Source organism: Methylobacterium gossipiicola (assembly GCF_900113485.1).
Classification (GTDB): domain Bacteria; phylum Pseudomonadota; class Alphaproteobacteria; order Rhizobiales; family Beijerinckiaceae; genus Methylobacterium; species Methylobacterium gossipiicola.
Window position 1 is genome coordinate 100,732 of sequence record NZ_FOPM01000002.1, and the last position, 20,099, is coordinate 120,830.

General features: G+C 69.9%; 18 protein-coding genes. 8 read left to right on the forward strand and 10 right to left on the reverse strand.

The annotated features are described in order from the left end of the window. Window positions 1-179 precede the first annotated feature (179 nt). Window positions 180-830 carry a J domain-containing protein gene (locus tag BM249_RS02025; protein ID WP_091968478.1) on the reverse strand — a complete coding sequence of 217 codons (651 nt, stop codon included), beginning with the start codon at window positions 828-830 and terminating at the stop codon, window positions 180-182. Between the two features lie 148 nt (window positions 831-978). Here BM249_RS02025 and BM249_RS02030 point away from each other — a divergent pair, with 148 nt between their 5' ends. Both BM249_RS02030 and arfB read left to right on the forward strand, forming a co-directional pair. Then, window positions 979-1,254 (forward strand): BolA family protein, encoded by a 276-nt coding sequence (locus BM249_RS02030; protein ID WP_091968480.1) that lies wholly within the window; start codon window positions 979-981, stop codon window positions 1,252-1,254. A 15-nt stretch (window positions 1,255-1,269) separates the two neighbouring features. Next, the gene (arfB, locus tag BM249_RS02035) at window positions 1,270-1,692 is read left to right on the forward strand and encodes an alternative ribosome rescue aminoacyl-tRNA hydrolase ArfB (RefSeq protein WP_091968482.1); all 423 of its coding nucleotides are present in this window, start codon (window positions 1,270-1,272) and stop codon (window positions 1,690-1,692) included. Window positions 1,693-1,817: 125 nt separating this feature from the next. Here the strand turns inward: arfB and BM249_RS02040 are convergent, their stop codons facing one another. Then, complete coding sequence (locus BM249_RS02040) at window positions 1,818-2,555, reverse strand: YoaK family protein (protein WP_091968483.1); 738 nt, start codon at window positions 2,553-2,555, stop codon at window positions 1,818-1,820. A gap of 143 nt (window positions 2,556-2,698) precedes the next feature. Beyond that, window positions 2,699-3,688: a class I SAM-dependent DNA methyltransferase gene (locus BM249_RS02045; protein ID WP_091968485.1), complete on the reverse strand. Its 990-nt coding sequence runs from the start codon at window positions 3,686-3,688 to the stop codon at window positions 2,699-2,701. 50 nt (window positions 3,689-3,738) lie between these two features. Here BM249_RS02045 and BM249_RS02050 point away from each other — a divergent pair, with 50 nt between their 5' ends. From BM249_RS02050 to BM249_RS02060, 3 genes are read left to right on the forward strand one after another with little or no spacing between them, the layout of a single operon-like run. Further along, window positions 3,739-4,779 (forward strand): ligase-associated DNA damage response exonuclease, encoded by a 1,041-nt coding sequence (locus tag BM249_RS02050; RefSeq protein ID WP_091968830.1) that lies wholly within the window; start codon window positions 3,739-3,741, stop codon window positions 4,777-4,779. After that, window positions 4,776-6,647, forward strand: a complete 1,872-nt coding sequence (locus tag BM249_RS02055) for a cisplatin damage response ATP-dependent DNA ligase (protein WP_091968487.1) — start codon at window positions 4,776-4,778, stop codon at window positions 6,645-6,647. The genes BM249_RS02050 and BM249_RS02055 overlap by 4 nt, the downstream gene beginning before the upstream one ends. Further along, entirely contained in the window at window positions 6,644-7,114 is a 471-nt protein-coding gene (locus tag BM249_RS02060) for a secondary thiamine-phosphate synthase enzyme YjbQ (protein ID WP_091968489.1), read from the forward strand. Before BM249_RS02055 ends, BM249_RS02060 begins: the two co-directional genes overlap by 4 nt. Window positions 7,115-7,208: 94 nt before the next feature. On the opposite strand, the gene BM249_RS02065 is transcribed toward BM249_RS02060, so the two are convergent. The 4 genes from BM249_RS02065 to queE form a co-directional block, all read right to left on the reverse strand. Further along, window positions 7,209-8,885: a methyl-accepting chemotaxis protein gene (locus BM249_RS02065; protein WP_091968491.1), complete on the reverse strand. Its 1,677-nt coding sequence runs from the start codon at window positions 8,883-8,885 to the stop codon at window positions 7,209-7,211. Window positions 8,886-9,024: 139 nt separating this feature from the next. Then, on the reverse strand, window positions 9,025-9,732 hold the full coding sequence (gene queC / locus BM249_RS02070) for a 7-cyano-7-deazaguanine synthase QueC (RefSeq protein ID WP_091968493.1): 708 nt from the start codon (window positions 9,730-9,732) through the stop codon (window positions 9,025-9,027). Then, on the reverse strand, window positions 9,729-10,112 hold the full coding sequence (gene queD, locus BM249_RS02075) for a 6-carboxytetrahydropterin synthase QueD (RefSeq protein ID WP_091968495.1): 384 nt from the start codon (window positions 10,110-10,112) through the stop codon (window positions 9,729-9,731). Before queD ends, queC begins: the two co-directional genes overlap by 4 nt. A gap of 5 nt (window positions 10,113-10,117) precedes the next feature. After that, window positions 10,118-10,756: a 7-carboxy-7-deazaguanine synthase gene (gene queE, locus BM249_RS02080; RefSeq protein WP_091968497.1), complete on the reverse strand. Its 639-nt coding sequence runs from the start codon at window positions 10,754-10,756 to the stop codon at window positions 10,118-10,120. Window positions 10,757-11,150: 394 nt separating this feature from the next. Between queE and BM249_RS02085 the strand changes: the two genes are divergently transcribed. The 3 genes from BM249_RS02085 (at window position 11,151) to BM249_RS02095 (ending at window position 14,870) form a co-directional block, all read left to right on the forward strand. Then, on the forward strand, window positions 11,151-12,662 hold the full coding sequence (locus tag BM249_RS02085) for a D-alanyl-D-alanine carboxypeptidase family protein (protein WP_091968499.1): 1,512 nt from the start codon (window positions 11,151-11,153) through the stop codon (window positions 12,660-12,662). Window positions 12,663-12,792: 130 nt separating this feature from the next. Continuing rightward, window positions 12,793-13,899: a CobW family GTP-binding protein gene (locus tag BM249_RS02090; protein WP_091968501.1), complete on the forward strand. Its 1,107-nt coding sequence runs from the start codon at window positions 12,793-12,795 to the stop codon at window positions 13,897-13,899. Between the two features lie 119 nt (window positions 13,900-14,018). Next, the gene (locus BM249_RS02095) at window positions 14,019-14,870 is read left to right on the forward strand and encodes a GNAT family N-acetyltransferase (RefSeq protein ID WP_091968503.1); all 852 of its coding nucleotides are present in this window, start codon (window positions 14,019-14,021) and stop codon (window positions 14,868-14,870) included. A gap of 202 nt (window positions 14,871-15,072) precedes the next feature. On the opposite strand, the gene BM249_RS02100 is transcribed toward BM249_RS02095, so the two are convergent. The 3 genes from BM249_RS02100 to BM249_RS02110 all read right to left on the reverse strand — a co-directional run bounded on the left by BM249_RS02100 (window position 15,073) and on the right by BM249_RS02110 (window position 20,051). After that, on the reverse strand, window positions 15,073-16,545 hold the full coding sequence (locus BM249_RS02100; protein WP_091968505.1) for a GumC family protein: 1,473 nt from the start codon (window positions 16,543-16,545) through the stop codon (window positions 15,073-15,075). Window positions 16,546-16,911: 366 nt separating this feature from the next. Next, a complete protein-coding gene (locus BM249_RS02105) occupies window positions 16,912-18,000 on the reverse strand; it encodes a glycosyltransferase (protein ID WP_091968507.1) in 1,089 nt (362 codons plus the stop codon). Next, on the reverse strand, window positions 17,997-20,051 hold the full coding sequence (locus BM249_RS02110) for a glycosyltransferase (RefSeq protein ID WP_091968509.1): 2,055 nt from the start codon (window positions 20,049-20,051) through the stop codon (window positions 17,997-17,999). The genes BM249_RS02105 and BM249_RS02110 overlap by 4 nt, the downstream gene beginning before the upstream one ends. Window positions 20,052-20,099 lie beyond the last annotated feature (48 nt).

The following is a 20,099-nucleotide window of genomic DNA, read 5'->3' on the forward strand; positions in this document are numbered from 1 at the left end:
GCGAGAGGGCGTCGCGGTTCGGGCCGCGTTCGTCGCGTCATCTAGGGGACTGCGCTGGGAGACGCCAAGGGGGAGATGCAGGATAGCGGGCGTGAGAACGCACGATATAGGGCGCCCGCGCGCCGATTGCCGCCCCCTCCGGGCCGGCGGCGCGAATCAACGCGGGATTTCCGCTCGGCTCAGCACAGGCCGGCGGCGCGCAGGGCATCGTGGGCTCGGATGATGTCGCGCAGGCGCTCCTCGAACGAGCGGTCGCCGCCATTCGCGTCCGGATGGAAGCGCTTCACCAGCACCTTGTACTGCGCCTTGATGGCGGCCGCGTCGGCGTTCTCGTCCAACCCAAGGACATCGAGGGCCTTGAGGGTGGCCGCCGAATGGCGCGGGCGGCGGACCTCCGGCTCGCGCTTGCGCCGGGCGGTCTCGCCGACGCCCTCGGCCCGCAGGATGTCGAGGGGATCGACATAGGCCCAGTCGCGCGTCGCCTCGGGCTTCGGTTTCCCCGCCGCCGTGGCGGGGTTCACGCCCATGGCCCAGGTCGGGCGGTGGCCGATGATGGCGTCCTTCTGGAAAGCCTGCACGGCGGCGTCGTTCATGCCGTCGAAGTAGTTGTAGGTGGCGTTGTAGGCCTTCACGTGGTCGATGCAGAAGTGCCAGTACTGCCCTTCCGCCTTGCGGCCCTTCGGAGCGCGGTGGAGGCCGGGATTCTGGCAGCCGGGCGTTTCGCAGACCTGCACGGACGCCTGTCCCGACCCCTTGCCCGACGCCTTCTTGGGGTCGTCGCAGGTGGGCTTGATGCGGATGCTGTCGAACAGGGGCGAGTTGAGATCCATGATCGGGCGATTATGAGAGGGCGGATCGCAGACACAAGAGCATCGGGCCTGATGCCGCATGCGATGGGCGGGGGTTGACGGGACCCGCGTCCCGACCTCGAACACGGCGCCACAGACACGTCCCGGGAACGGGCTGGGAGACCACACCATGACGGGGTTGAGAAACTGGATCGACGAGGCCCTGCGGGCCACGTTCGCGCCGACGCATCTCGACGTGATCGACGAATCCCACCTCCATGCCGGCCATGCCGGGGCGCGGCCGGAAGGGGAAACGCATTTCCGGGTGGATGTCGTCTCGGCGGCCTTCGACGGCAAGAGCCGGGTGGAGCGTCACCGCCTCGTCAACGGCGCCCTCGAGCCGGCGTTCAAGCGCGGGCTCCACGCCCTCGCGGTCCGTGCCAGGACGCCGGCCGAGGCCGGCTGACCGGAGCCCGTGGCCATGGCGCTTCAGTGCACGCCCGAGATCGCCATCGACGAGGCGGAGCTGGACGAGACCTTCGTTCGCGCCTCTGGGCCGGGTGGGCAGAACGTCAACAAGCTGTCCACCGCCGTGCAGTTGCGCTTCGACGCGCGGCGCTCACCGTCCCTGCCCAACGCCGTGGCGATCCGGCTGATGCGTCTGGCCGGCAAGCGCCTGACCCTCGACGGGGTCATCGTCATCTCGGCGCAGCAGTTCCGGACGCAGGACCGCAACCGGGCCGATGCCCGCGAGCGCCTCGCCGCCCTGGTGGCGGAAGCCGCCGTGCCGCCGACTCCGCGCCGGGCGACGCGCCCGACCCTGGCCTCGAAGAAGCGGCGCCTCGACGAAAAATCGAAGCGCGGCGACGTCAAGCGGATGCGGGGCGACCGCGGCGACGGGTGACGTCCAAAATCCCGGACGCCCAAACGGCTCGGCCCTTCGGCGGGTGTCGGGCGGAGCCCGACACCGTCTTCACGGGGCTCTGCCCCGGCCCCGCGAAGGGTTAGCCCCGTGAACCCAGGCTGGGGTCACAGCTTCGGAGCGGCCGCGCCGTCCGGCGGATGGTGCTCGACGTAGCCACTGACGTAACGGCTGCCGGGCTTGGCGATGGTGAGGACAAGGGCAATCACCGCGAGCAGCGCCGCGACGGCCGCCGGGAACAGGAACGCATCCTCACCATAGCGCTGCTGCAGCACGCCGCCGAGGATCGCGCCCGCGGTCAGGGCCGCCCACAGGGGTGCCTGAATCCAGAACGACGGCGCCACGACGCCGAGGAGCAGATTCGCGAGACCGGTCCCGAAGCGCACCACGGCGCCGGTGACGTAGGTCAGCGCGAGGCTGCGGCCGCCCTCGTCCTGCAGGGTGGCGTTCTGGAGCCCCAGCGCGATGACGATGGGATAGGCGTGAAGCGGGAACGCGAAGGTGCCGTGCGGCACCATGAGCCCAACGGTGAGCAGCACCGCCTGGAGCAGCAGCAGGACCGAAAGGCGCCAGCGCCCGACCCAGGCGGCGATGAGAGTGCCGGCGAAGGCGCCGAAGCAGAACAGGATGATGACGGAGGCGACGCGCGACGCGCTCTCCCAATCGAACAGACTCACGGAGACGCCGAACCGCGTCGTGTTCCCGCTCATGAACGACATGAACAGCTGCGAGAATTCGAGGAAGCCGATGGAATCGGCGCAGCCTGCCACGGCCGAAAGGGCGAGGGCGAACGGGATGCGTGTTCGCGAGCTGGCGGGAAAAGCCTTGTTCTGCGGGTCTGCCATGAGGTCTCCAAAGATCGGACCCGGGCCAAACCGCCCAGGTCGAGTCGCGCCCAACCCCTTACGCGCGGGGCTCGCGAACGGGTGCGTGGGCATCGCGGATTGGTCCCGCGACGTGCCATGCAACACCTGTGCGACGTTCCGGTTCAGTCGGCCGGGATGAAATCCGGACACGGTTTCGACAGTGGCTTTCGGGCGACGACGATCCGCCCCGGCACCGCTCGGCCCGCCTCGTGCCGCAGGGTCGCCGATTCGAGGCACAGGAGTGTCAGACCGGCCCGCGCCACTGCGTCCCGCACCAGGGCATCGCCGTGGGCGTAGCGGGCATCCGTCCCGAGGATGAGGCCGTCGCCCGTGTGACTCTGGACGCTGAAGGCGAGGTGCCCGCCGGGGCGCAGCACCCGCGCCGCGCCGTCCACGACGCCCGTGAGGGCGCCGACATAGATCATCACGTCGGCGGCGGTGACGAGGTCGGCGCTCGCCGCCGGTTCGTCTGCGAGGCGCGCGACGAGATCGCCCTCCACGAGGCGGGCGTAGCGGTTGCCCTTCGCGGCTTCCGCCAACATCAGTGGCGAGAGGTCGATGCCCGTGAGGCGTCGGGCGCGGGGGCCGAGGGCCGCCGCCACGAGGCCGGTGCCGCAGCCGAGATCCAACACATGGTCGTAGGCGCCCGATCCCTCCGGCAGGGCGTCGAGGGCCGCCACGATCTGTTCGGGCGCCCGGTAGCCGAGATCGTCCACGAGGTGGCGCTCGAAGCGCGGGGCGTAGGCGTCGAACAGGGCGCGGATATAGGTCGGCGAGATCGCCCCCGGGACTTCGCCCGCGCCGTTCCGCGCTAGCGCCATCCGGGCGCCCTGGGCGTCGTCGGGGTCGAGGTCGAGGGCCGCCGCGTAGGCGCGCAGGGCGCCGTGGTGGTCGGCCGGATCGCCCCCGGCGCGATGGCGCGCCTCCCGCGCCTGTCCGAGGAGGAACCAAGCCGGGGCGTAACGCGGCGCGATCTCCAGGGCCTGCTCGGCCATCTCGACGGCCGCTTGGGTCTCGCCCTCCGCGAGACAGGCTTGCGCATAAGCGTAGCGCCTGTCGGCCAGGAGATCGCCGGAGCCGGAGGAACGCGACAGGGACAGGAGGCGCGACATCGCAGGTGTGCGGCTTCGTTCGGAACGTGGGCGCCCTATATGCCGCGTCGATGACCTTCAGCGCCAGCGATCTCCTCACCCTCACCCGCGAGGGCCTGTACTGCCCCCTGGGCGGCTTCCACGTCGATCCGACCTGGCCGGTGCCCCGGGCCCTGATCACCCACGGCCACGCCGACCATGCCCGCGCGGGCCACGGGCACGTGCTCGCCACGGGCCAGACCCTGCGGATCATGGCCGTGCGCTACGGCGAGGATTTTTGTCGAAGCCGGCAGGAAGCCACGCTCGGCGAGGCCATCCGCATCGGCGACGTCACCGTGCGCTTCGCCCCCGCCGGCCACGTCCTCGGCTCGGCCCAGATCGCCATCGAGGCGCGGGGCGTGCGCGTCGTGGTCTCGGGCGATTACAAGCGCGCGCCCGACCCGACCTGCCTACCGTTCGAGGTGGTGCCATGCGACGTGTTCATCACCGAGGCGACCTTCGGCCTGCCGGTGTTCCGGATGCCCGACACGGGCGACGAGGTTCAGAAGCTCCTCGATTCGGTCGCCCTGTTCCCCGAACGCGCCCACATCGTCGGCGCCTACGCGCTCGGCAAGGCCCAACGGGTGATGGCCCTGCTGCGGAAGGCCGGCTACGACCGGCCGATCTACCTCCACGGCGCCATGGAGAAGCTGACGGAGCTCTACAAGCGCGAGGGGGTCCCGCTCGGCGAGACCCCCAAGGTGATCCCGACGGAACGGGCAAAACTCCACGGTGCCATCGTGCTGTGCCCGCCCTCCGCCATCCAGGACGTGTGGTCGCGCAAATTCCCCGATCCCGTGGCCTCCTTCGCGTCGGGCTGGATGCGGGTGCGGGCGCGCGCCCGCCAGAAGGGCGCGGAACTTCCGCTCTGTATCTCGGACCATTCCGATTGGCCCGACCTGTGCCGCACCATCCGAGACACCGGCGCCGGCGAGGTCTGGGTCACGCACGGGCAGGAGGACGCCCTGGTGCATTGGTGCGGGACGCAAGGCATCAAGGCCAAGCCCCTGCATCTCCTCGGCTACGGCGATGACGGCGAGGCGGAGCCGGCCGCCGAGGAGGCCGCGGCATGAACGACTTCGCCCACCTCCTCGACCGCCTCGCCTACGAGCCGCGCCGCAACGCCAAGCTGCGCCTGCTGCAGGATTATTTCGCCAAGGCCCCCGATCCGGAGCGCGGCTACGCCCTCGCGGCCATGACGGGCAACCTCACCTTTCGCGAAGCCAAGCCCGCGATGATCCGGGGTCTGGTGGAGGCGCGGGTCGATCCGGTGCTGTTCGCCCTGTCGCACAACTACGTCGGCGATCTCGCCGAGACCACGGCGCTGATCTGGCCGGCGCCGACGAATGGAGATGCGGGTGGGCAGGGCGGGTCCCCTCTCCTGAAAGGAGAGGGACAGGGTGAGGTGGGTGCCGCATCCGGAGGGGTCACACACCTCACCCCAGCCCTCTCCTTCCAGGAGAGGGAGACCGTCGCGTCTCCCGGCACGGAAGAGCCCGCTTCGAAGCGTCCGCCGCCGTCCCTCGGCCACAACAACCCGCCGCCCCACATCCCGACCCTGGCGGATGTGGTCGAAACCCTCGCGACCATCCGCAAGGCCGATCTCCCCGGCCACATCGCCGGGTGGCTCGATGCCCTCGACGAGACCGGGCGCTGGGCGCTTCTGAAGCTCATCACCGGGTCCCTGCGGGTCGGCGTCTCGGCACGCCTCGCCAAGACGGCCGTGGGGGCGCTCGGTGGCCACGAGGCCGATGCCGTCGAGGAGGTGTGGCACGGGATGGTGCCGCCCTATCGCGACCTGTTCGCCTGGGTCGAGGGCCGGGGGGAACGCCCCACCACCCGCAACCCGGCGCCGTTCCGGCCGCCGATGCTGTCCCACCCCATCGACGAGGCCGGGGACTTCGACAAGCTCGACCCGGCGGCGTTCTCGGGCGAGTGGAAATGGGACGGCATCCGCGTCCAACTCTCAGGGGGCCGCGACGAGGCGGGCACCCAGGTGGCGCGCGTCTATTCGCGCACGGGCGAGGACATCACCCACGCGTTCCCGGATCTCGCCGAGGCCATCACGTTCGACGGGACGCTGGACGGCGAGTTGCTGATCCTGCGGGACGCCCGCGTGCAGAGTTTCAACGTCCTGCAGCAGCGGCTCAACCGCAAGGCGGTGACGGGAAAGCTGCTGGAGGAGTTTCCCGCCCATGTCCGGGCCTACGACCTCCTCACGGCCGAGGGCGAGGACCTGCGCGCCCTGCCCTTCGACGCGCGGCGGGCGCGGCTTGAGACCTTCGTCGGCGCCCTCGACCATGCCCGAATCGACCTCTCGCCCGTCGTTCCCTTCACGACCTGGGACGACCTCGCCGAGGCCCGCGCCGATCCCGCCGCCGTGGGCGCGGGGGAGGACGCCGACGCCATCGAGGGCGTGATGCTCAAGCGCCGCGACAGCCCGTATCTCCCCGGCCGCCCCAAGGGGCCGTGGTGGAAGTGGAAGCGCGAGCCCCACCTCGTCGATGCCGTGATGATGTACGCCCAGCGCGGCCACGGGAAGCGCTCGTCGTTCTACTCGGACTACACCTTCGGGGTCTGGCGCGAACGCGAGGACGGGAGCCCCGAACTCGTGCCCGTGGGCAAGGCCTATCATGGCTTCACCGACGCCGAGTTGCAGAAGCTCGACCGCTACGTCCGGAACCACACCACCAAGCGCTTCGGCCCTGTGCGCGAGGTCGCTTACGGCCCCGACGAGGGGCTGGTGCTGGAGATCGCCTTCGAGGGCGTGCAGCGCTCGACGCGGCACAAGTCCGGCGTCGCCCTGCGCTTCCCCCGTGTCCACCGCATCCGCTGGGACAAGCCGGCGGCGGAGGCCGATGGCATCGCGGCGCTGGAGACTATCCTGGCCCGAGGGGAGCGGGAGATCGCGCCGGGTGCCACCTTGGGAGACCCGGCATGACGCGCGACGCGAAGATCGGCAGCCTCGACAATTTTCAGTCCGGCCCCGTCGCCCGACAGGCGAGCGCCCGCCTCACGGTGGCGACGCCGGGCCCCGGCTTCACCGACCTCACCCGCGTTGTCGCCGCGTTCGCGGCGCGCAGCGGGGTGACGGAAGGCGTGCTGACGGTGTTCTGCCGGCACACCTCGGCCTCCCTGACCATTCAGGAGAACGCCGATCCGGATGTCCGCACCGACCTGATGACGGCGCTCGACGGCCTCGCCCCCCGCCACGGCGCCTATGTCCACGGGATCGAGGGCCCGGATGACATGCCGGCCCATATTCGCACCCTGCTGACCGATTCGAGCCTGTCCATCCCCCTCGTCGGCGGGCGCCTCGCCCTCGGAACCTGGCAGGGGATCTACCTCATGGAGCACCGCGACCGCCCGCATCGGCGGGAGGTCGTCCTGGCAGTGGTGGGCGCATAGCCGCCCGGCGGCGCTTATGCTGAACGAAGTGTTTCATGTGAAAATTATCGGCGTCCCATGATCGGAAATCGGGGACACCATGGCGTTGCGACTCTCAGGCCGCCCGGACCGTGGCGAGGAAACGGACCACCTCACCCTGAAGCGTCGCGGATTGGCGCGCGAGGTCGGAGGCGGAAGTAAGCACCTGTCCGGCGGCGGCGCCCGTGGTCTCGGCGGTGTCGGCCACGCCGGCGATGTTGGCGGTCACATCACCCGTGCCCGTCGCGGCCTGAGCCACGTTGCGGACGATTTCCTGGGTCGCCGCACCCTGCTGCTCGACGGCGGCCGCGATGGAGGTGGCGACGCCGCTGATCTCTTCGATGCGCGTGGTGATCGTCCCAATGGCCGTCACGGCCTGCTCCGTCGAAGTCTGGATGCGGGTGATCTGCTCGCCGATCTCCTGTGTCGCCCGCGCCGTCTGGGTGGCGAGCTCCTTCACCTCGGCCGCCACCACGGCGAAGCCCCGGCCCGCCTCACCGGCCCGCGCCGCCTCGATGGTTGCGTTGAGGGCCAGCAGATTCGTCTGGCCGGCGATGGACGAAATCATCGCCACCACGTCGCCGATCCGCGACGCCGCGGCGCTCAGTTCCCGAACCAGCAAACCGGTCTGGGCGGCTTCGCGCACGGCAAGGCCCGCGAGATTGGCCGAACCGTCGACCTGACGGCCGATCTCCGACACGGAAGAACCGAGTTCCTCGGCGGCGGCCGCGACGGTATTGACGTTCGAGGCCGCCGCTTCGGCTGCCGTCGCCACGGTGGAGGATTTGGCCGCCGTCTGCGTCGCCGTCGCGGTCATCGTCCGGGCGGTGGTCTCCAATTGCGTCGCGGCTCCGCCGATCCCCGCCACCACATGGGTGATGGATTCCTCGAACCCCTGGATCAGACCGCCGAGGGCCTCGGCCCGGCGCTGGGTTCGGGCCCGCTCCGCCTCTTGTTCGCCCTGCAATTGCTCACGGGCGATGGCGTTGTCGCGAAACACCAGGACCGCACGCGCCATGGCGCCGACCTCATCGGAGCGCTCCGCCTCGGGGAGTTCGAGGTCGGTCCGCCCGGTCGCGAGGGCGCCCATGGCCTGGTTCAGACGATCCATCGGCCGCAGGATGGAGCGGATGATGAGGAACGAGACGCCGCCGAGGACGAGCAGAATCAGCGCTCCGAAGATCGCGAGACGCCCGGCCTGAACCCAGACCATGGTGGTCAGGTCACTGATGTGGAGGCCCGTCGCGACGAAGAGCCCCCAGGACTTGTCGTAGCGGAAGACGCTGACCTTCGGGCTCGGCGCCGTCTCACCGGCCTTGACCCAAACGTAACGGACATTCGCCTGCCCGTCGCGGCGCGCCCGAGGCAGCACGTCGGCGATGAACCGGAAGCCATCGGCGTCGGCCTGCTGGCTGTAATCGCGGCCGATCATGCTGGGGGTCGGATGGCTGAGGAAGACGGCGTTCTCGTCGAGGACGAAGAAATAGCCGTCGGTGCCGTAGCGCATGGCCGCGATGTCGCCGAGGGCGGCGGCGCGGGCGGCCGCTTCGGTCATCTCGCCCTTCGCGGCGAGGTTTTGATAACGGCCGATCACGCCCATGGCCGCGTCGGTGAGAACGCCAACGCGCGCCAGGCGCTGCTCCAGCATGGCCTTGTACTGGTAGTCCAGCACAAGCCCGCCCAGGGCGAGGAAGCAGAGCCCCGCCACGGCGACGAGCAGGTACAGCTTGCGGGGCAGATTGAGCTTGAACATCGGTGGCATCTCGTCCGCATCACCTCGGGGGCAAGAATGCGCCCGCCAGCCTGCGATCCGGCGAGTGTCCACCCCGGCGGTTAAAATGCTCTCTCTACGCGAGTGAGTCCCTCGCGCACCCGCGATGTTCGAACCCTCCTCAACCCGTGGTGTCCGCCACGAACGCCGAATATCCCTTGGCCCGCAATTCACAGGCCGGGCACGCGCCGCAACCATAGCCCCAGGCATGCCGCGCGCCGCGCTCGCCGAGGTAGCAGGTGTGGCTCGCTTCCACGATGAGATCGACGAGGGGGCGCCCGCCGAGCTCCTCCGCGAGGCGCCACGTGTTGGCCTTGTCGATCCACATGAGAGGGGTGTGGAGGACGAAGCGGCGGTCCATGCCGAGATTGAGCGCCACTTGGAGCGCCTTGATGGTGTCGTCGCGGCAATCGGGATAGCCCGAATAATCCGTCTCGCACATGCCGCCGACGATGTGGCGTAGGCCCCGGCGATAGGCCAGGGCCGCCGCGAAGGTGAGGAACAGGAGGTTGCGGCCCGGCACGAAGGTGTTGGGCAGGCCGTCCGCCGCGAAGGCGATCTGCGTGTCGCGGGTAAGCGCCGTGTCGGAAACGGCGCCGAGGGCCGCGAGGTCGAGGGTGTGATCGGGACCGAGGCGCCGGCCCCAGGCCGGGTTCAGGGCCGTCATGCCGGCCCGCAGGGCGGCGCGGCCGTTGAGTTCGATGCGGTGGCGCTGACCATAATCGAACCCGAGGGTCTCGACTTTGGCGAAGCGATCGAGGGCCCAGGCGAGGCAAGTGGCCGAATCCTGCCCGCCGGAGAACAGCACCAGGGCGCGGTTGTCGCTCACGGGTGCCCGCCGCCCTTCGGCGCCCCCTCACCCTCGTATTCGGCCCAGGACATGGGCGTCTCGTAGACCTTCACGGAGGACAGCGCCGGCAGTGCCCCCTTGATACGGGTCCAGACCCAGGCGGCGATATGCTCGGCCGTGGGGTTCTCGAGGCCCGGAATGTCGTTGAGGCAGTAATGGTCGAGCTGAAGCAGCACGGGGGCAAAGGCGTGCTCGACGTCGAAGAAATCCACCACCCATCCGGTCTGCGGATCGACGGCGCCCGTGAGGGTGAGTTCGACCCGATAGGAATGCCCATGCATGCGATGGCAGCGATGGGTCTCGGGTACGTTCGGCAGGCGATGCGCCGCCTCGAAGGTGAAGGCTTGGGTGATCTTCATGGGCGTTACGGGATTCCGATGATCTTGTGGGTCTGGAGCGAGAGCCGCCAGCGCGCGTCACTCCGGCAATAGGCCACGGCCGCTTGCGTGTTGGCGAGGCGCTCCGGCCCGTCCATGGGCTGGAGCCAATGGTGCCGAAAGGCGAGATCGGCGAAGCGCGCCGGATCGGCCTCGGCTTCGACCTGCGGATAGACGAGCTTCAGCTCGTGGCCGGTGATCTGCACCAGGGGGTTGCCGGCCTTCGGACTGACACAGATCCAGTCGATCCCCTCGGGGGCGGCAAGCGTGCCGTTGGTCTCCACCGCGATCTCGAAGCCTCGGGCATGCACAGCCGCGATCAGGGCAGGATCGAGTTGAAGCAGGGGCTCGCCGCCGGTGAACACCACGTAGTGATTGCGCGGCCCGCCCTCCCAGGCTGCCGCGATGGCCTCGGCCAGATCCTCCGGGGTGGCGAACCGGCCGCCGCCCTCGCCGTCGAGGCCGACAAAATCCGTATCGCAGAACCGGCAGGCCGCCGTGGCGCGATCCTCCTCGCGACCGGACCACAGGTTGCAGCCGGCGAAGCGACAGAACACCGCCGCGCGGCCCGCCTGCGCCCCCTCCCCCTGGAGCGTGTGGAAGAGTTCCTTGACCGCGTAAGCCATGCTGTTCCGGGGCGCCCGCCAGGCGGGACTGAATTCTACGATGTCCGCGCGATCGCCTCGCCTCGAGGAGATGCGGCGGGCCCCCCCTGTCAGAAGAAGGACCCGCGCCCGTGACAGACCGCGGGGATCATCCGAAAAGGGATCATTCGAACGTTCCGCCCAGCCCATAAGCCCGCCGCGTCCGCGAGGCTACACCCCGAAACGGACACGGGGCATGCCGAAACGCGGAGCGGGGCGCCCGCCGCCATGCTCTCGCCACGGAAACGGGGTTTGTGCGCCACAGATCGTCGACGGTCGCACGCCCGTCTCGCCGAAGCTTAGCCGTTGCCCTAATTCTCTCCGCGCGGACCGATCCCCATCGGGCCGGAACGGTCCCTTGCAAAGAACAGGCTCGATGTCGAACTCCCTGTTGAGGCGTCTCGCGTTCGGTTTCGCCGCCGGTATCGGCCTGCTCGGAGCCGGTTCGGCCGGCGCGGTCACGGCGCCGATCCTCGTGGTCGAGGTCGATTCCGGCAAGGTGATCTACGCGCAGGGCGCCACCGACCCGTGGTTTCCCGCCTCCATCACCAAGCTGATGACCACCTATGTTGCCCTCGACCTCGTGCGTCAGGGCAAGGTCTCGATGAATTCGCTGATCACGATCTCGGCCGCCGCCGCCGCCGAGCCGCCCTCCAAGATGGGGTTCCGGCCGGGCACGCAGCTCACCCTCGACAATGCCCTGAAGATCATCATGGTGAAGTCTGCCAACGACGTCGCCTGGGCCATCGGCGAGACCCTGGGCGGCTCCGTGGAGAACTTCGCCGCCCTGATGAACGACACAGCCCGGCGCATCGGGATGCACGAGAGCCGCTGGACCAACCCGAACGGTCTGCCCGACGCCCGGCAATGGACATCGGCCCGCGACATGGCGATCCTCGGTCGCGCCCTCATCCGCGACTTCCCCGAGAATCGCGACCTGTTCTCCATTTCGGCCATCCAGTTCGGCAAGTCGATCATGGCCAACCACAACGGCCTGCTCGGGCGCTATCCCGGCGCCGACGGCATGAAGACCGGCTTCATCTGCTCGGGCGGCTTCAACGTGGTGTCGAGCGCCACCCGCAACGGGCGTCGCCTCATCACCGTGGTGATGGGCCAGCCGAGCGCCCGCGAGCGTGACCTCAAGGCGTCCGATCTGTTCGATTACGGCTTCAACCAAACCACCGGCTGGACCGCCCAGACCCTCGATTCCCTGCCGGCCTCGAACATCTCCGAACCGCCGGACCTGCGCCCCTATATCTGCGACCGCAAGAAGCCGATGCCGGTGGACGAGGGGCCGGGGGCGATTGCCGGCAATACCGACAGTTCCAACGCCCAGATCCTCGCCGCCGCCGCCCCTCCCGGCTCGGCCCTGGCGCTGGCCACCCTCAACAACGGCGCCATGCGCGGCCGGGCACTTCCGGCCCGCGCGCCGCTGCAGCCGATCCCCGTCTGGATCGGCCGCGATCCGGCCGACGGTGCCGCGATCCTGACCGCCCAGGCCGAGGCCGAGAAGGCCGAGCGCGCCCAGGCCCAGGCCGCCGCCCGCCAGACCCGCCTCGACGCCCTCGCGGCCCGCCGCGCGGCGGCCAAGGACGCCAAGGCGAAAACACCCGAGGCGAAGAAAGCCCTGGCGCGCGGAAAATCCGCCGTGCCGTCATCGGCCAGCGCCTACGCCCCCGCCGAGGCGACCCCGCTGCTGGAGGGCGCACCGAAATTGAAGGTCAACACCCTTCACAAGCCATCGGCCAAGGAACAGCCGAAGGCGCAAGCGAAGTCTCCCGCCAAAGCCCAGGCCAAGCCCGCCGCGAAGGTGGAGGCGAAACCCGTGGCGAAGCCGAAGCAGAGCGCCAGGCCCGCCCGAGCCGCGAAGGCGGCCGACGCCGAGTAGCACCATCGGCTGTCCTTCCGGGGCGCCGTTGGCGACCCCGGAAGGACAGGGTGAGTTTGACGAGCATCGGTCGTCTCTCAGACGGATCGACCGGATTGAGCCCGACGCTCAGCCGGGTTAGGCCGTCGCCATGACCGAGTCCGTCCTCGCCCCCACCGATCCGCGCGCCCCGGCGCCGATCCCCCTCACGGTCCTCACGGGCTTCCTCGGCGCCGGCAAGACCACACTGCTGAACAGGATGCTGCGCGACCCCGCGCTCGCCGACACCGTGGTCATCGTCAACGAGTTCGGCGAGATCGGCCTCGACCATCTCCTCATCGAGACGGTGGAAGAGGACATGATCCTGCTCGGCGCCGGCTGCCTGTGCTGCACCGTGCGCGGCGACCTCATCGCCACCCTGGAAGACCTCCTGCGCAAACGCGACAACGGCCGCATCCCGCCGTTCCGCCGCGTCGTCATCGAAACGACGGGCCTCGCCGATCCGGCCCCGATCCTCCACGCCCTGATCTATCACCCGTATCTCGTGATCCGGTACCGGCTGCAGGGCGTCGTCACCGTGGTGGATGCGGTGAACGGCAGCGCCACCCTCGATGCCCATCCGGAGGCCGTGCGGCAGGTGGCGGTGGCCGACCGGCTGGTCGTCACCAAAGGCGATCTGGCCCCGGAGGGGACGGAGGCGCTCACGGCGCGTCTGCGCGCCCTCAACCCGGCCGCCACCCTGCACGGATCGGACGTCCCCCCCGCCGACCTCCTCGGCGGTTTCTTCGGGGTCGAGGGCAAGGGCACCGATGTCGCCGCGTGGCTCGGGGCGGAGGCCGTCGAAACCCATCACCACCATGGCCACCACCATCACGACGTGAACCGGCACGACGCGGCCATCCGGGCCTTCACGCTGACGAGCGACGTGCCGGTTCCACGCGCGCGGCTGGAGATGTTCCTGGACCTCGTGCGCTCGGCCCACGGTCCCAAGCTCCTGCGCCTGAAAGGGCTCGTCGCCCTGGCGGAGGATCCCGGATCCCCCGTGGTGATCCACGGGGTGCAGCACATCGTCCACGCGCCGGTGCATCTTCCGGCCTGGCCGGATGACGACCGGCGCTCGCGCCTCGTCCTCATCGTCCACGACCTCGAGCCAGCCTTCGTCACCGGCCTGTGGGACGCCTTCCTCGGCCGTCCCCGCATCGATGCTCCCGACATGGCGGCCCTGACCGACAATCCCTTGGCGATCCCCGGCGGCTGATCGGCCAGTCCCCGGATGGACCGGGACAGGCGGCATCGTTCTTGGTGCCGGACGCTGATCGAGGGGCCTCTGGCGGGCCGGGCCGTCCCGAAACGGGACGCGGGCGGGAGTTTGACAGCATGGAGAGACGGCACTTCACGGTGATTCCGGGTGGCGCCGGTGTGGGTGGGGTGGCCGACACCACAACGTGGCGGATCGACCTCGTTCGCCCGGGGCACCTCTCGCCCGAAGCCATGGCGGCCTGGCGGGCGCTCCTGACTCGGATCGGCAGGTCGGACGCAGTCTTTTCCGATCCCGACTATCTTCAGGCGGCGGCCCAACACAGGGCCGGCGGCTGCGACGTGGTGTTCGCCCTCGCCTGGACCGGGGCCGACACCGCGCGTACCTTACGCGCTGCCGTGGCCCTCACGGTGCCGCATCCGATTTGGGGCCGGGGTCGTTTCCTACCCTGGCAGCCGCCCAACCTCACGGTGACGCCCGCCGTCGAAGCCCGGTTCACGCCCGACCTCACCGACGTCCTGACCGACCGTTTGAAGGCCCTGCGCTGGAACGCCGCCCTCGATCTAGGCCCGATCCCGCTTCAGAACCCGGCGTCCCGCCCGGCCCTCGGCGCGCTCTCCGGCTTAGGCCGCATTCCCGACCGCGCCCTCATCGATGTCGGGGGACCGAGCCCGTCCGTGCGGCAGCGCATCGCCGAGCCGAACGGCATCCGCGACGCCGTGGAGGAGTTTCTGGTCCTCGATGCCGCGCACGCTGCCGCCCCGATCATCGCCGATCCCTCCGAGGCGAACTTCGTCCGGGTGGTGATGCGGCTGTTCGCCCGTCGCCGCCTCGCCGCCGTTGACCTCAACCGCCGCGACGGCCGGGTCATCGCCGCCGCCCTGCGCCTCGGCGCCGCCCCCCATGCCGTGGTCTGGCGGCGAGCCCGGGTGGGACTGGATACGACGCGGCGCCGGGACCGCTCGGCTTAAGATCGCCCCCGGTCGACCCTTCCGAACCGCATCTCATCCCGTTCCATGGCGATGAATGCGGATCGGCGAGACACGCGACGGACCCCTTCACCCGTCCTGTTGCCGGGTATCCATTCGGCCTCCGCATGGCGCGGGCCCCCTCCCCCGAAGAACAAGGAGCCTCTCGCGCCCCGGCAGCGCGAAGCCCCTACCGAAACCGATATCACGCGTCGGCGGCGCGGAAGCTACGGGCGCCGAGACCGACAGGGGCGCGGGCCGGCATGACCCCGGTCTCGCGGCGCGCGCCGCGCAGGAGGGCGAGACCGGCACCGACGGCGAGGCCAAGGACGAACGCGAGGGGCAGCACCACCTTGGGCGAGGGTGGCCAGGCGCGCCGGCGAGCCGGCGTCGCCGCCGAAATCACCCGAAGGTTCGCGTTGTTGAGGCGCTCCTGCTCGGAGGTTTCGCGGGCGCGCTTCAGGAAAGTCTCGTAGACGGCGCGGCGCGCATCGAGCTCCCGGTCCAACTCGCGCAGGCCGACATTGGCCCGGTCGTTTCCGGCGGTTTCGGCCTTCACCCGGTCCAGGCTCTTACGGATGGCGGCTTCACTCGCGGCGGCGCGGTCGTAATCCTTCTGCGACGTCTCGATGATCCGCTCCTTCTCGCGCTGGATCAGGCGCTGGAGATCACGCAGTTGGGCGTATTGCTCGGCCATGGCGGGGTGGCGCTGGCCGAGCCGCGTGGCGAGTTCGGCGGTGTTGCGCGAGAGGGCGGCGAAGGATTGCCGCAGGTTCTGCATCTCGGTGGATTGCAGCATCTCCGGCAGGGCGGTGCCGGCCTCGCCTGCCTGCATCCGCCGCGCCTGATCCAGCCGGGACTGAGCCTCGGCCGTCCGGATGGTGGCGGTGACGAGCTGCTGATTGAGGTCGCCGAGTTGCTGATCGCTGAGGAGACGCCCGCTCGTCGTCACGAGACGATTCGCTTCGCGGTATTTCAGCACCTTGCCCTCGGCCTCTTCGACGCCCCGCCGCAGGCTCGTCAGCCGGGCCGTGAGGGCGTCCGACGCCCGCCGGGCGGCATCGTTTCGAGCCCGGGCCTCTTCGGCGAAATAGGCTTCTCCGATGGCGTTGGCGATGCGCGCCGACTTCTCGGGATCGTAGGTTTGAACATAGACGTCGATGACGAAGGTCCGCTCCGCGCGGCGCACGCCGAGCTTCGTCCGAAGGGTGTCGAGGGCGAGATTGACGGGGTCGCGGCTGGCCGCCGGCATGTCGAGGTCGAGGAGGTCCTTCAACGCGACCACGATGGGATTGGTCGAGGGTGCCCGGACGAACTCGTCGTCGCGCGCGAGGTCGAGGCGCTCCACGACGGGACGCAGGACGCTGTCGGATTGGATCACCCGCGTTTGACTCTCCGCGATGGAGACGCCGCTATCGGCCTGCGGCGACCGCGTCGTGAGGTCGTTGGCGATGACCGAGAGGTCGGTGGGATCGACGAGAATCTGAAGGACCGAGGTGTAAGTCGGATTGGCGAGGTGGAGCCCCACCAGGGCGAGAACCACGGCGGCGACGCCGGACAGCACGATGACGCCGCTGCCCCGCCGCAGGCGGCGCAGGATCTCCGTGCTGTCGAGGCCCGGAGATCCGTGCCCCACGGCGACCGGCTCACCCAGCATCCGTGTCCCGAAGTCGAACATCGTTTCTGTCTCCCGACCGTCCCGCTTCCGAGATGTCGCCCCGCTTCCAGTTCCGTTTCCCTCGATGGCTTGGTGCCGATCTGGCACGCATACCCGTCTCGATCGCCGGAGATGCAGCGTGATTCGCAGCCGTCATGCCAAAACTGCCCGAACCTCGACCCGCGCATGTCCGCCGGTCTATGAGGGATCGCGCATCGCGCCATGGCGACCGGGGATCAGCTAACCGTCCGCTCGTGTACAAGACGCTAGCGGGCAGTGCGGGCGAGGCCGGAATCAGGGGTCAAGCCCCCCGGCACCCTCAAAGATGGTTAGCAGACACTTTTCACGGGAAAACTCCGCACGCTCTCGCGGTGGCGAGGCCGACTGCTATGCGCGCGGAGGAACGATGCCGTCCGGGTCGACATAGGCCGCCGCTCCCCGGTCGAGAAAGTCGCGAAACCGGGCCGCGTCGGCGCGGGCGAGATCGTTCCAGCGGACGACGTTGGCCCGTGAGGCCGCTGCCGCCTCCGGAAGACGGGCCCTCGCCCAATCGGCGATGCGCGCGGCCGAGCCCTCCGCGTCGTTGGACGCGATGAACAGGGCCGAGCGTCCCAGCACTTCGGAGAATACGGCCCCCTGCGGCGCAACGACGGGCAGTCCGCCATGCTGGACTTCGAGGAGGGGCAGGCCGAGCCCCTCGGCCTTCGAGGTCGAGATCAATGCGTGGCAGCTCTCGGCGAGGCGGCGCAGGCCGGCATCGTCGACGTAACCATGAAGGGTGAGGAAGGGCGGCGGCGCGTCGAGGAAGGCATGGTGGCCCCAGCCGACGCGGCCGACCACGTGCAGTTCCGCCGGGATGCCGCCGGCATTGAGGGCGGCCACGATGGCGATGGCCGCCGGATAATCCTTGCGCGGCTCGACGGTGCCGATGGCGAGGAGTCGCAAGGGCTTGCCCGGTTGGTAGGCCGCCGTCGCGGCCATGCCGGCGAGGCCGAACACGTCGCGCACGCCCGGCCGCAGGAGGGCCACCAGGGCGTCCGGCCGGCAGACCTCACGTACGGCCGCGCCCGTCGTCCGGGAATTTACGAGGAAGCGCCGCCCGAAGCGCATGGCGAAGGCAAAGCTCGGTGCCATGTAGAGGCGGCTCTTCCAACTGAGATCCTGCGGGCGGGTGAGCAGGAAGGTGTCGTGGACGTAGGTGAGGCAGCGCGCTCCGAAGGCGATGCTGAGGGGGCCCGGCGGGAAGCCCGGAAACACGAACAGGGCCGAACGGTCGAGCAGCGCCCGGGCCGGCAGGCCGAAATGCTGGGCCAGCACCATCGCGGGAATGCCACCGCTGCGCACCGGCCGAACCGCGTGGGGGGCGAGGTTCTCCGGCGCGAACAGGTCGAGGGCGACCCGCTCGATTCCGGTGACGTGGCCGCGCAGGTTGGTGAGGTCGAGATAGACGGGGCGCGGAGGCTTTGCGACGCTCATCGGAATCGTCTCACGGCTCTAATTAAAAGGCCACCGGCATAGAGGCCGCGCCGGGCCCAGAGCGGAAGATCCCGCCCCAGCACGGCGCGCTTGGCCCGGCGCAGGAGGCGGATGGGCGTCGAGGACGGCCCCGATACCGTCCCGGTCTCACCGGGGTAGCGATCCCGGGCATAGGCGAACCGCCCGAGCAGGCGCGGAGAAAAGCGTTGGCGCCCCCCGGGCGGCGGCGCCAGGAGCCCACGGGCAACGAGCCGGTCGTTGAACGTCAGGGCCGCCGCCGCGTCGCTGAAGCGATTCCCGAGGGCGATCCGACCAAGGCCACCGAGTCGCTTGCGCAGGGGCTCATCCGCGACGAGCGTCAGGAGCGCGTCCCCCAGGGCATCGGGCTCCTGGGGGACGAGGACCCCCGAGACGCCGTCGATCACCGCCGAGGTCAGACCCGAGGCGCGGTAGGCGACGGTGGGAATGCCGCATAGGCCCGCTTCCACCGGCGTCTGGCCCAGGGTCTCGTTGAGGCTGGCCGTCACGTAGATGTCGCACGCGCCGTACCATTGCGCCAAAACCGCCTCTTCGGCGACGGGGCCGGCGACGAACAGATTGGGCAGACCGAGGGAGGTCGAATCGTCGAGGCGCCCCACGGCGACGAAACCGAGGCCCGGCCGGGCGATGCGGCGCAGGGTTCGCATCAGGTCCTGGAAACCCTTGCCCGGGGCGTCGGCGATGACGGCCCCGAACATCACCAGCACGTCCCCGGCCGGCAGACCGAGTTGCCGACGCAGGGCAGCGCGATCGCCCGGCCGGAAAACACCCGTGGGAAAGGCGAGATCGATGCGGGCCACGGCCGTGCCGGCGGGAGCGTTCCCACGCGTATAATCATGGGTCCAAGAGGAATTCGCCAGCAGTAGGGGCGCGTCGGGGGCCGTCAGAAGAGCGCGCTTCTCCGCGTGCACCCCGGCGATCCGCGCGGGGGCCAGGTGGGGATACTGCGTCGGCGTCGGACATTGGGCGTCGCACCCCGTGACGAGGCGGGTGCATCCGTTCGGAAAAGCGCAGCGTCCGGTAATCGGAAAGAAATCGTGCATCACCACGGCAACGGGCAGGTGCCGCCGGAGTCGATCGAGCAGGGCCAACCGGCGGGTGGCGCCGTGGATGTTGCCGACGAGGAGGAGGTCGTAGCCCCCGTCGCGGATCGCAGCCTCCGTTCGGGGAAAGCTGTCCTGCCATTCGGCGCCCGCCGGAACCGCCTCGCCCGCGAGACGATGCTCCGCCACACGATGCCCCGCGAGGACGAGGGCAGCCGCCAAGCGTCGATGGGCGATGCCGGCGCCGCCGCCGGCGCCATGATCCGTGAGGGTGGCGATGGCGAGGCCGGGGGACGGGGGGGACGGATCGAGTTCCGGTTCGTATTGCAGGAGGACCGGACGGCCGATCCGGGCGAAACGGCTGCCGGCGAGGCGGGGCCAGAGGTCGGCGACGGGGCTCCCGCAGGGGAGGTCGAGGCCGCCTGCCCGGCGCACCATCGCCCGCGACAGGAGGCACTCGCCGCCGGTGAAGGCTCCGAGGTGTCCGGCCGGGACGGCCGCGTCGAGGTGACCGGGGGCTTGCGCCACGGCGTCGAGGCCGAGCACGGCGGCGCCGAACACCACCCGCAGACCGGCGACCACCTCGGCATCGGTCAGGACGGCTTCGAGGGCGAGCGCCGCGAGGGCACCGGGCGCCAGCAGGTCGCCCGATCGAAGGACGAGGAGGTAGTCGGCGCTGTCGTCCGCCAGCAAAGCCTCGACGCGCGCCGCGCCCTCGGGGTCGGGCGGCACGGCATGATGCTGAACCGACGGGTAAGTCTGGCCGGTAATGGACGCCGCCGTGGCAAGAAAGCCGGGCGCGTCGGATAGCGAGGGGGTAAGGATATGAATACTCGGCCAGGCGCGGCCGTCGGGAAGGGTCGGCGGCAGGACGTCCAGGGCGGGGGAATCGAAGGGCCAGTGCGCGATGCCATGATCCGCAGCACGGTCACGCCCGTCGGGGATGCCATGACCATCGTGTTCGAGCATGGCGACGTTCAAGTCCGTAACGAATGCGCAACGGGACTCCGCCCGATC

What these genes read in the sequence shown, in the direction of transcription:
- BM249_RS02025 (WP_091968478.1), bottom strand. Translation starts at nt 830, where the DNA reads ATGGATCTCAACTCGCCCCTGTTCGACAGCATCCGCATCAAGCCCACC.
- BM249_RS02030 (WP_091968480.1), top strand. Translation starts at nt 979, where the DNA reads ATGACGGGGTTGAGAAACTGGATCGACGAGGCCCTGCGGGCCACGTTC.
- arfB (WP_091968482.1), top strand. Translation starts at nt 1,270, where the DNA reads ATGGCGCTTCAGTGCACGCCCGAGATCGCCATCGACGAGGCGGAGCTG.
- BM249_RS02040 (WP_091968483.1), bottom strand. Translation starts at nt 2,555, where the DNA reads ATGGCAGACCCGCAGAACAAGGCTTTTCCCGCCAGCTCGCGAACACGC.
- BM249_RS02045 (WP_091968485.1), bottom strand. Translation starts at nt 3,688, where the DNA reads ATGTCGCGCCTCCTGTCCCTGTCGCGTTCCTCCGGCTCCGGCGATCTC.
- BM249_RS02050 (WP_091968830.1), top strand. Translation starts at nt 3,739, where the DNA reads ATGACCTTCAGCGCCAGCGATCTCCTCACCCTCACCCGCGAGGGCCTG.
- BM249_RS02055 (WP_091968487.1), top strand. Translation starts at nt 4,776, where the DNA reads ATGAACGACTTCGCCCACCTCCTCGACCGCCTCGCCTACGAGCCGCGC.
- BM249_RS02060 (WP_091968489.1), top strand. Translation starts at nt 6,644, where the DNA reads ATGACGCGCGACGCGAAGATCGGCAGCCTCGACAATTTTCAGTCCGGC.
- BM249_RS02065 (WP_091968491.1), bottom strand. Translation starts at nt 8,885, where the DNA reads ATGTTCAAGCTCAATCTGCCCCGCAAGCTGTACCTGCTCGTCGCCGTG.
- queD (WP_091968495.1), bottom strand. Translation starts at nt 10,112, where the DNA reads ATGAAGATCACCCAAGCCTTCACCTTCGAGGCGGCGCATCGCCTGCCG.
- queE (WP_091968497.1), bottom strand. Translation starts at nt 10,756, where the DNA reads ATGGCTTACGCGGTCAAGGAACTCTTCCACACGCTCCAGGGGGAGGGG.
- BM249_RS02085 (WP_091968499.1), top strand. Translation starts at nt 11,151, where the DNA reads ATGTCGAACTCCCTGTTGAGGCGTCTCGCGTTCGGTTTCGCCGCCGGT.
- BM249_RS02090 (WP_091968501.1), top strand. Translation starts at nt 12,793, where the DNA reads ATGACCGAGTCCGTCCTCGCCCCCACCGATCCGCGCGCCCCGGCGCCG.
- BM249_RS02095 (WP_091968503.1), top strand. Translation starts at nt 14,019, where the DNA reads ATGGAGAGACGGCACTTCACGGTGATTCCGGGTGGCGCCGGTGTGGGT.
- BM249_RS02100 (WP_091968505.1), bottom strand. Translation starts at nt 16,545, where the DNA reads ATGTTCGACTTCGGGACACGGATGCTGGGTGAGCCGGTCGCCGTGGGG.
- BM249_RS02105 (WP_091968507.1), bottom strand. Translation starts at nt 18,000, where the DNA reads ATGAGCGTCGCAAAGCCTCCGCGCCCCGTCTATCTCGACCTCACCAAC.
- BM249_RS02110 (WP_091968509.1), bottom strand. Translation starts at nt 20,051, where the DNA reads ATGCTCGAACACGATGGTCATGGCATCCCCGACGGGCGTGACCGTGCT.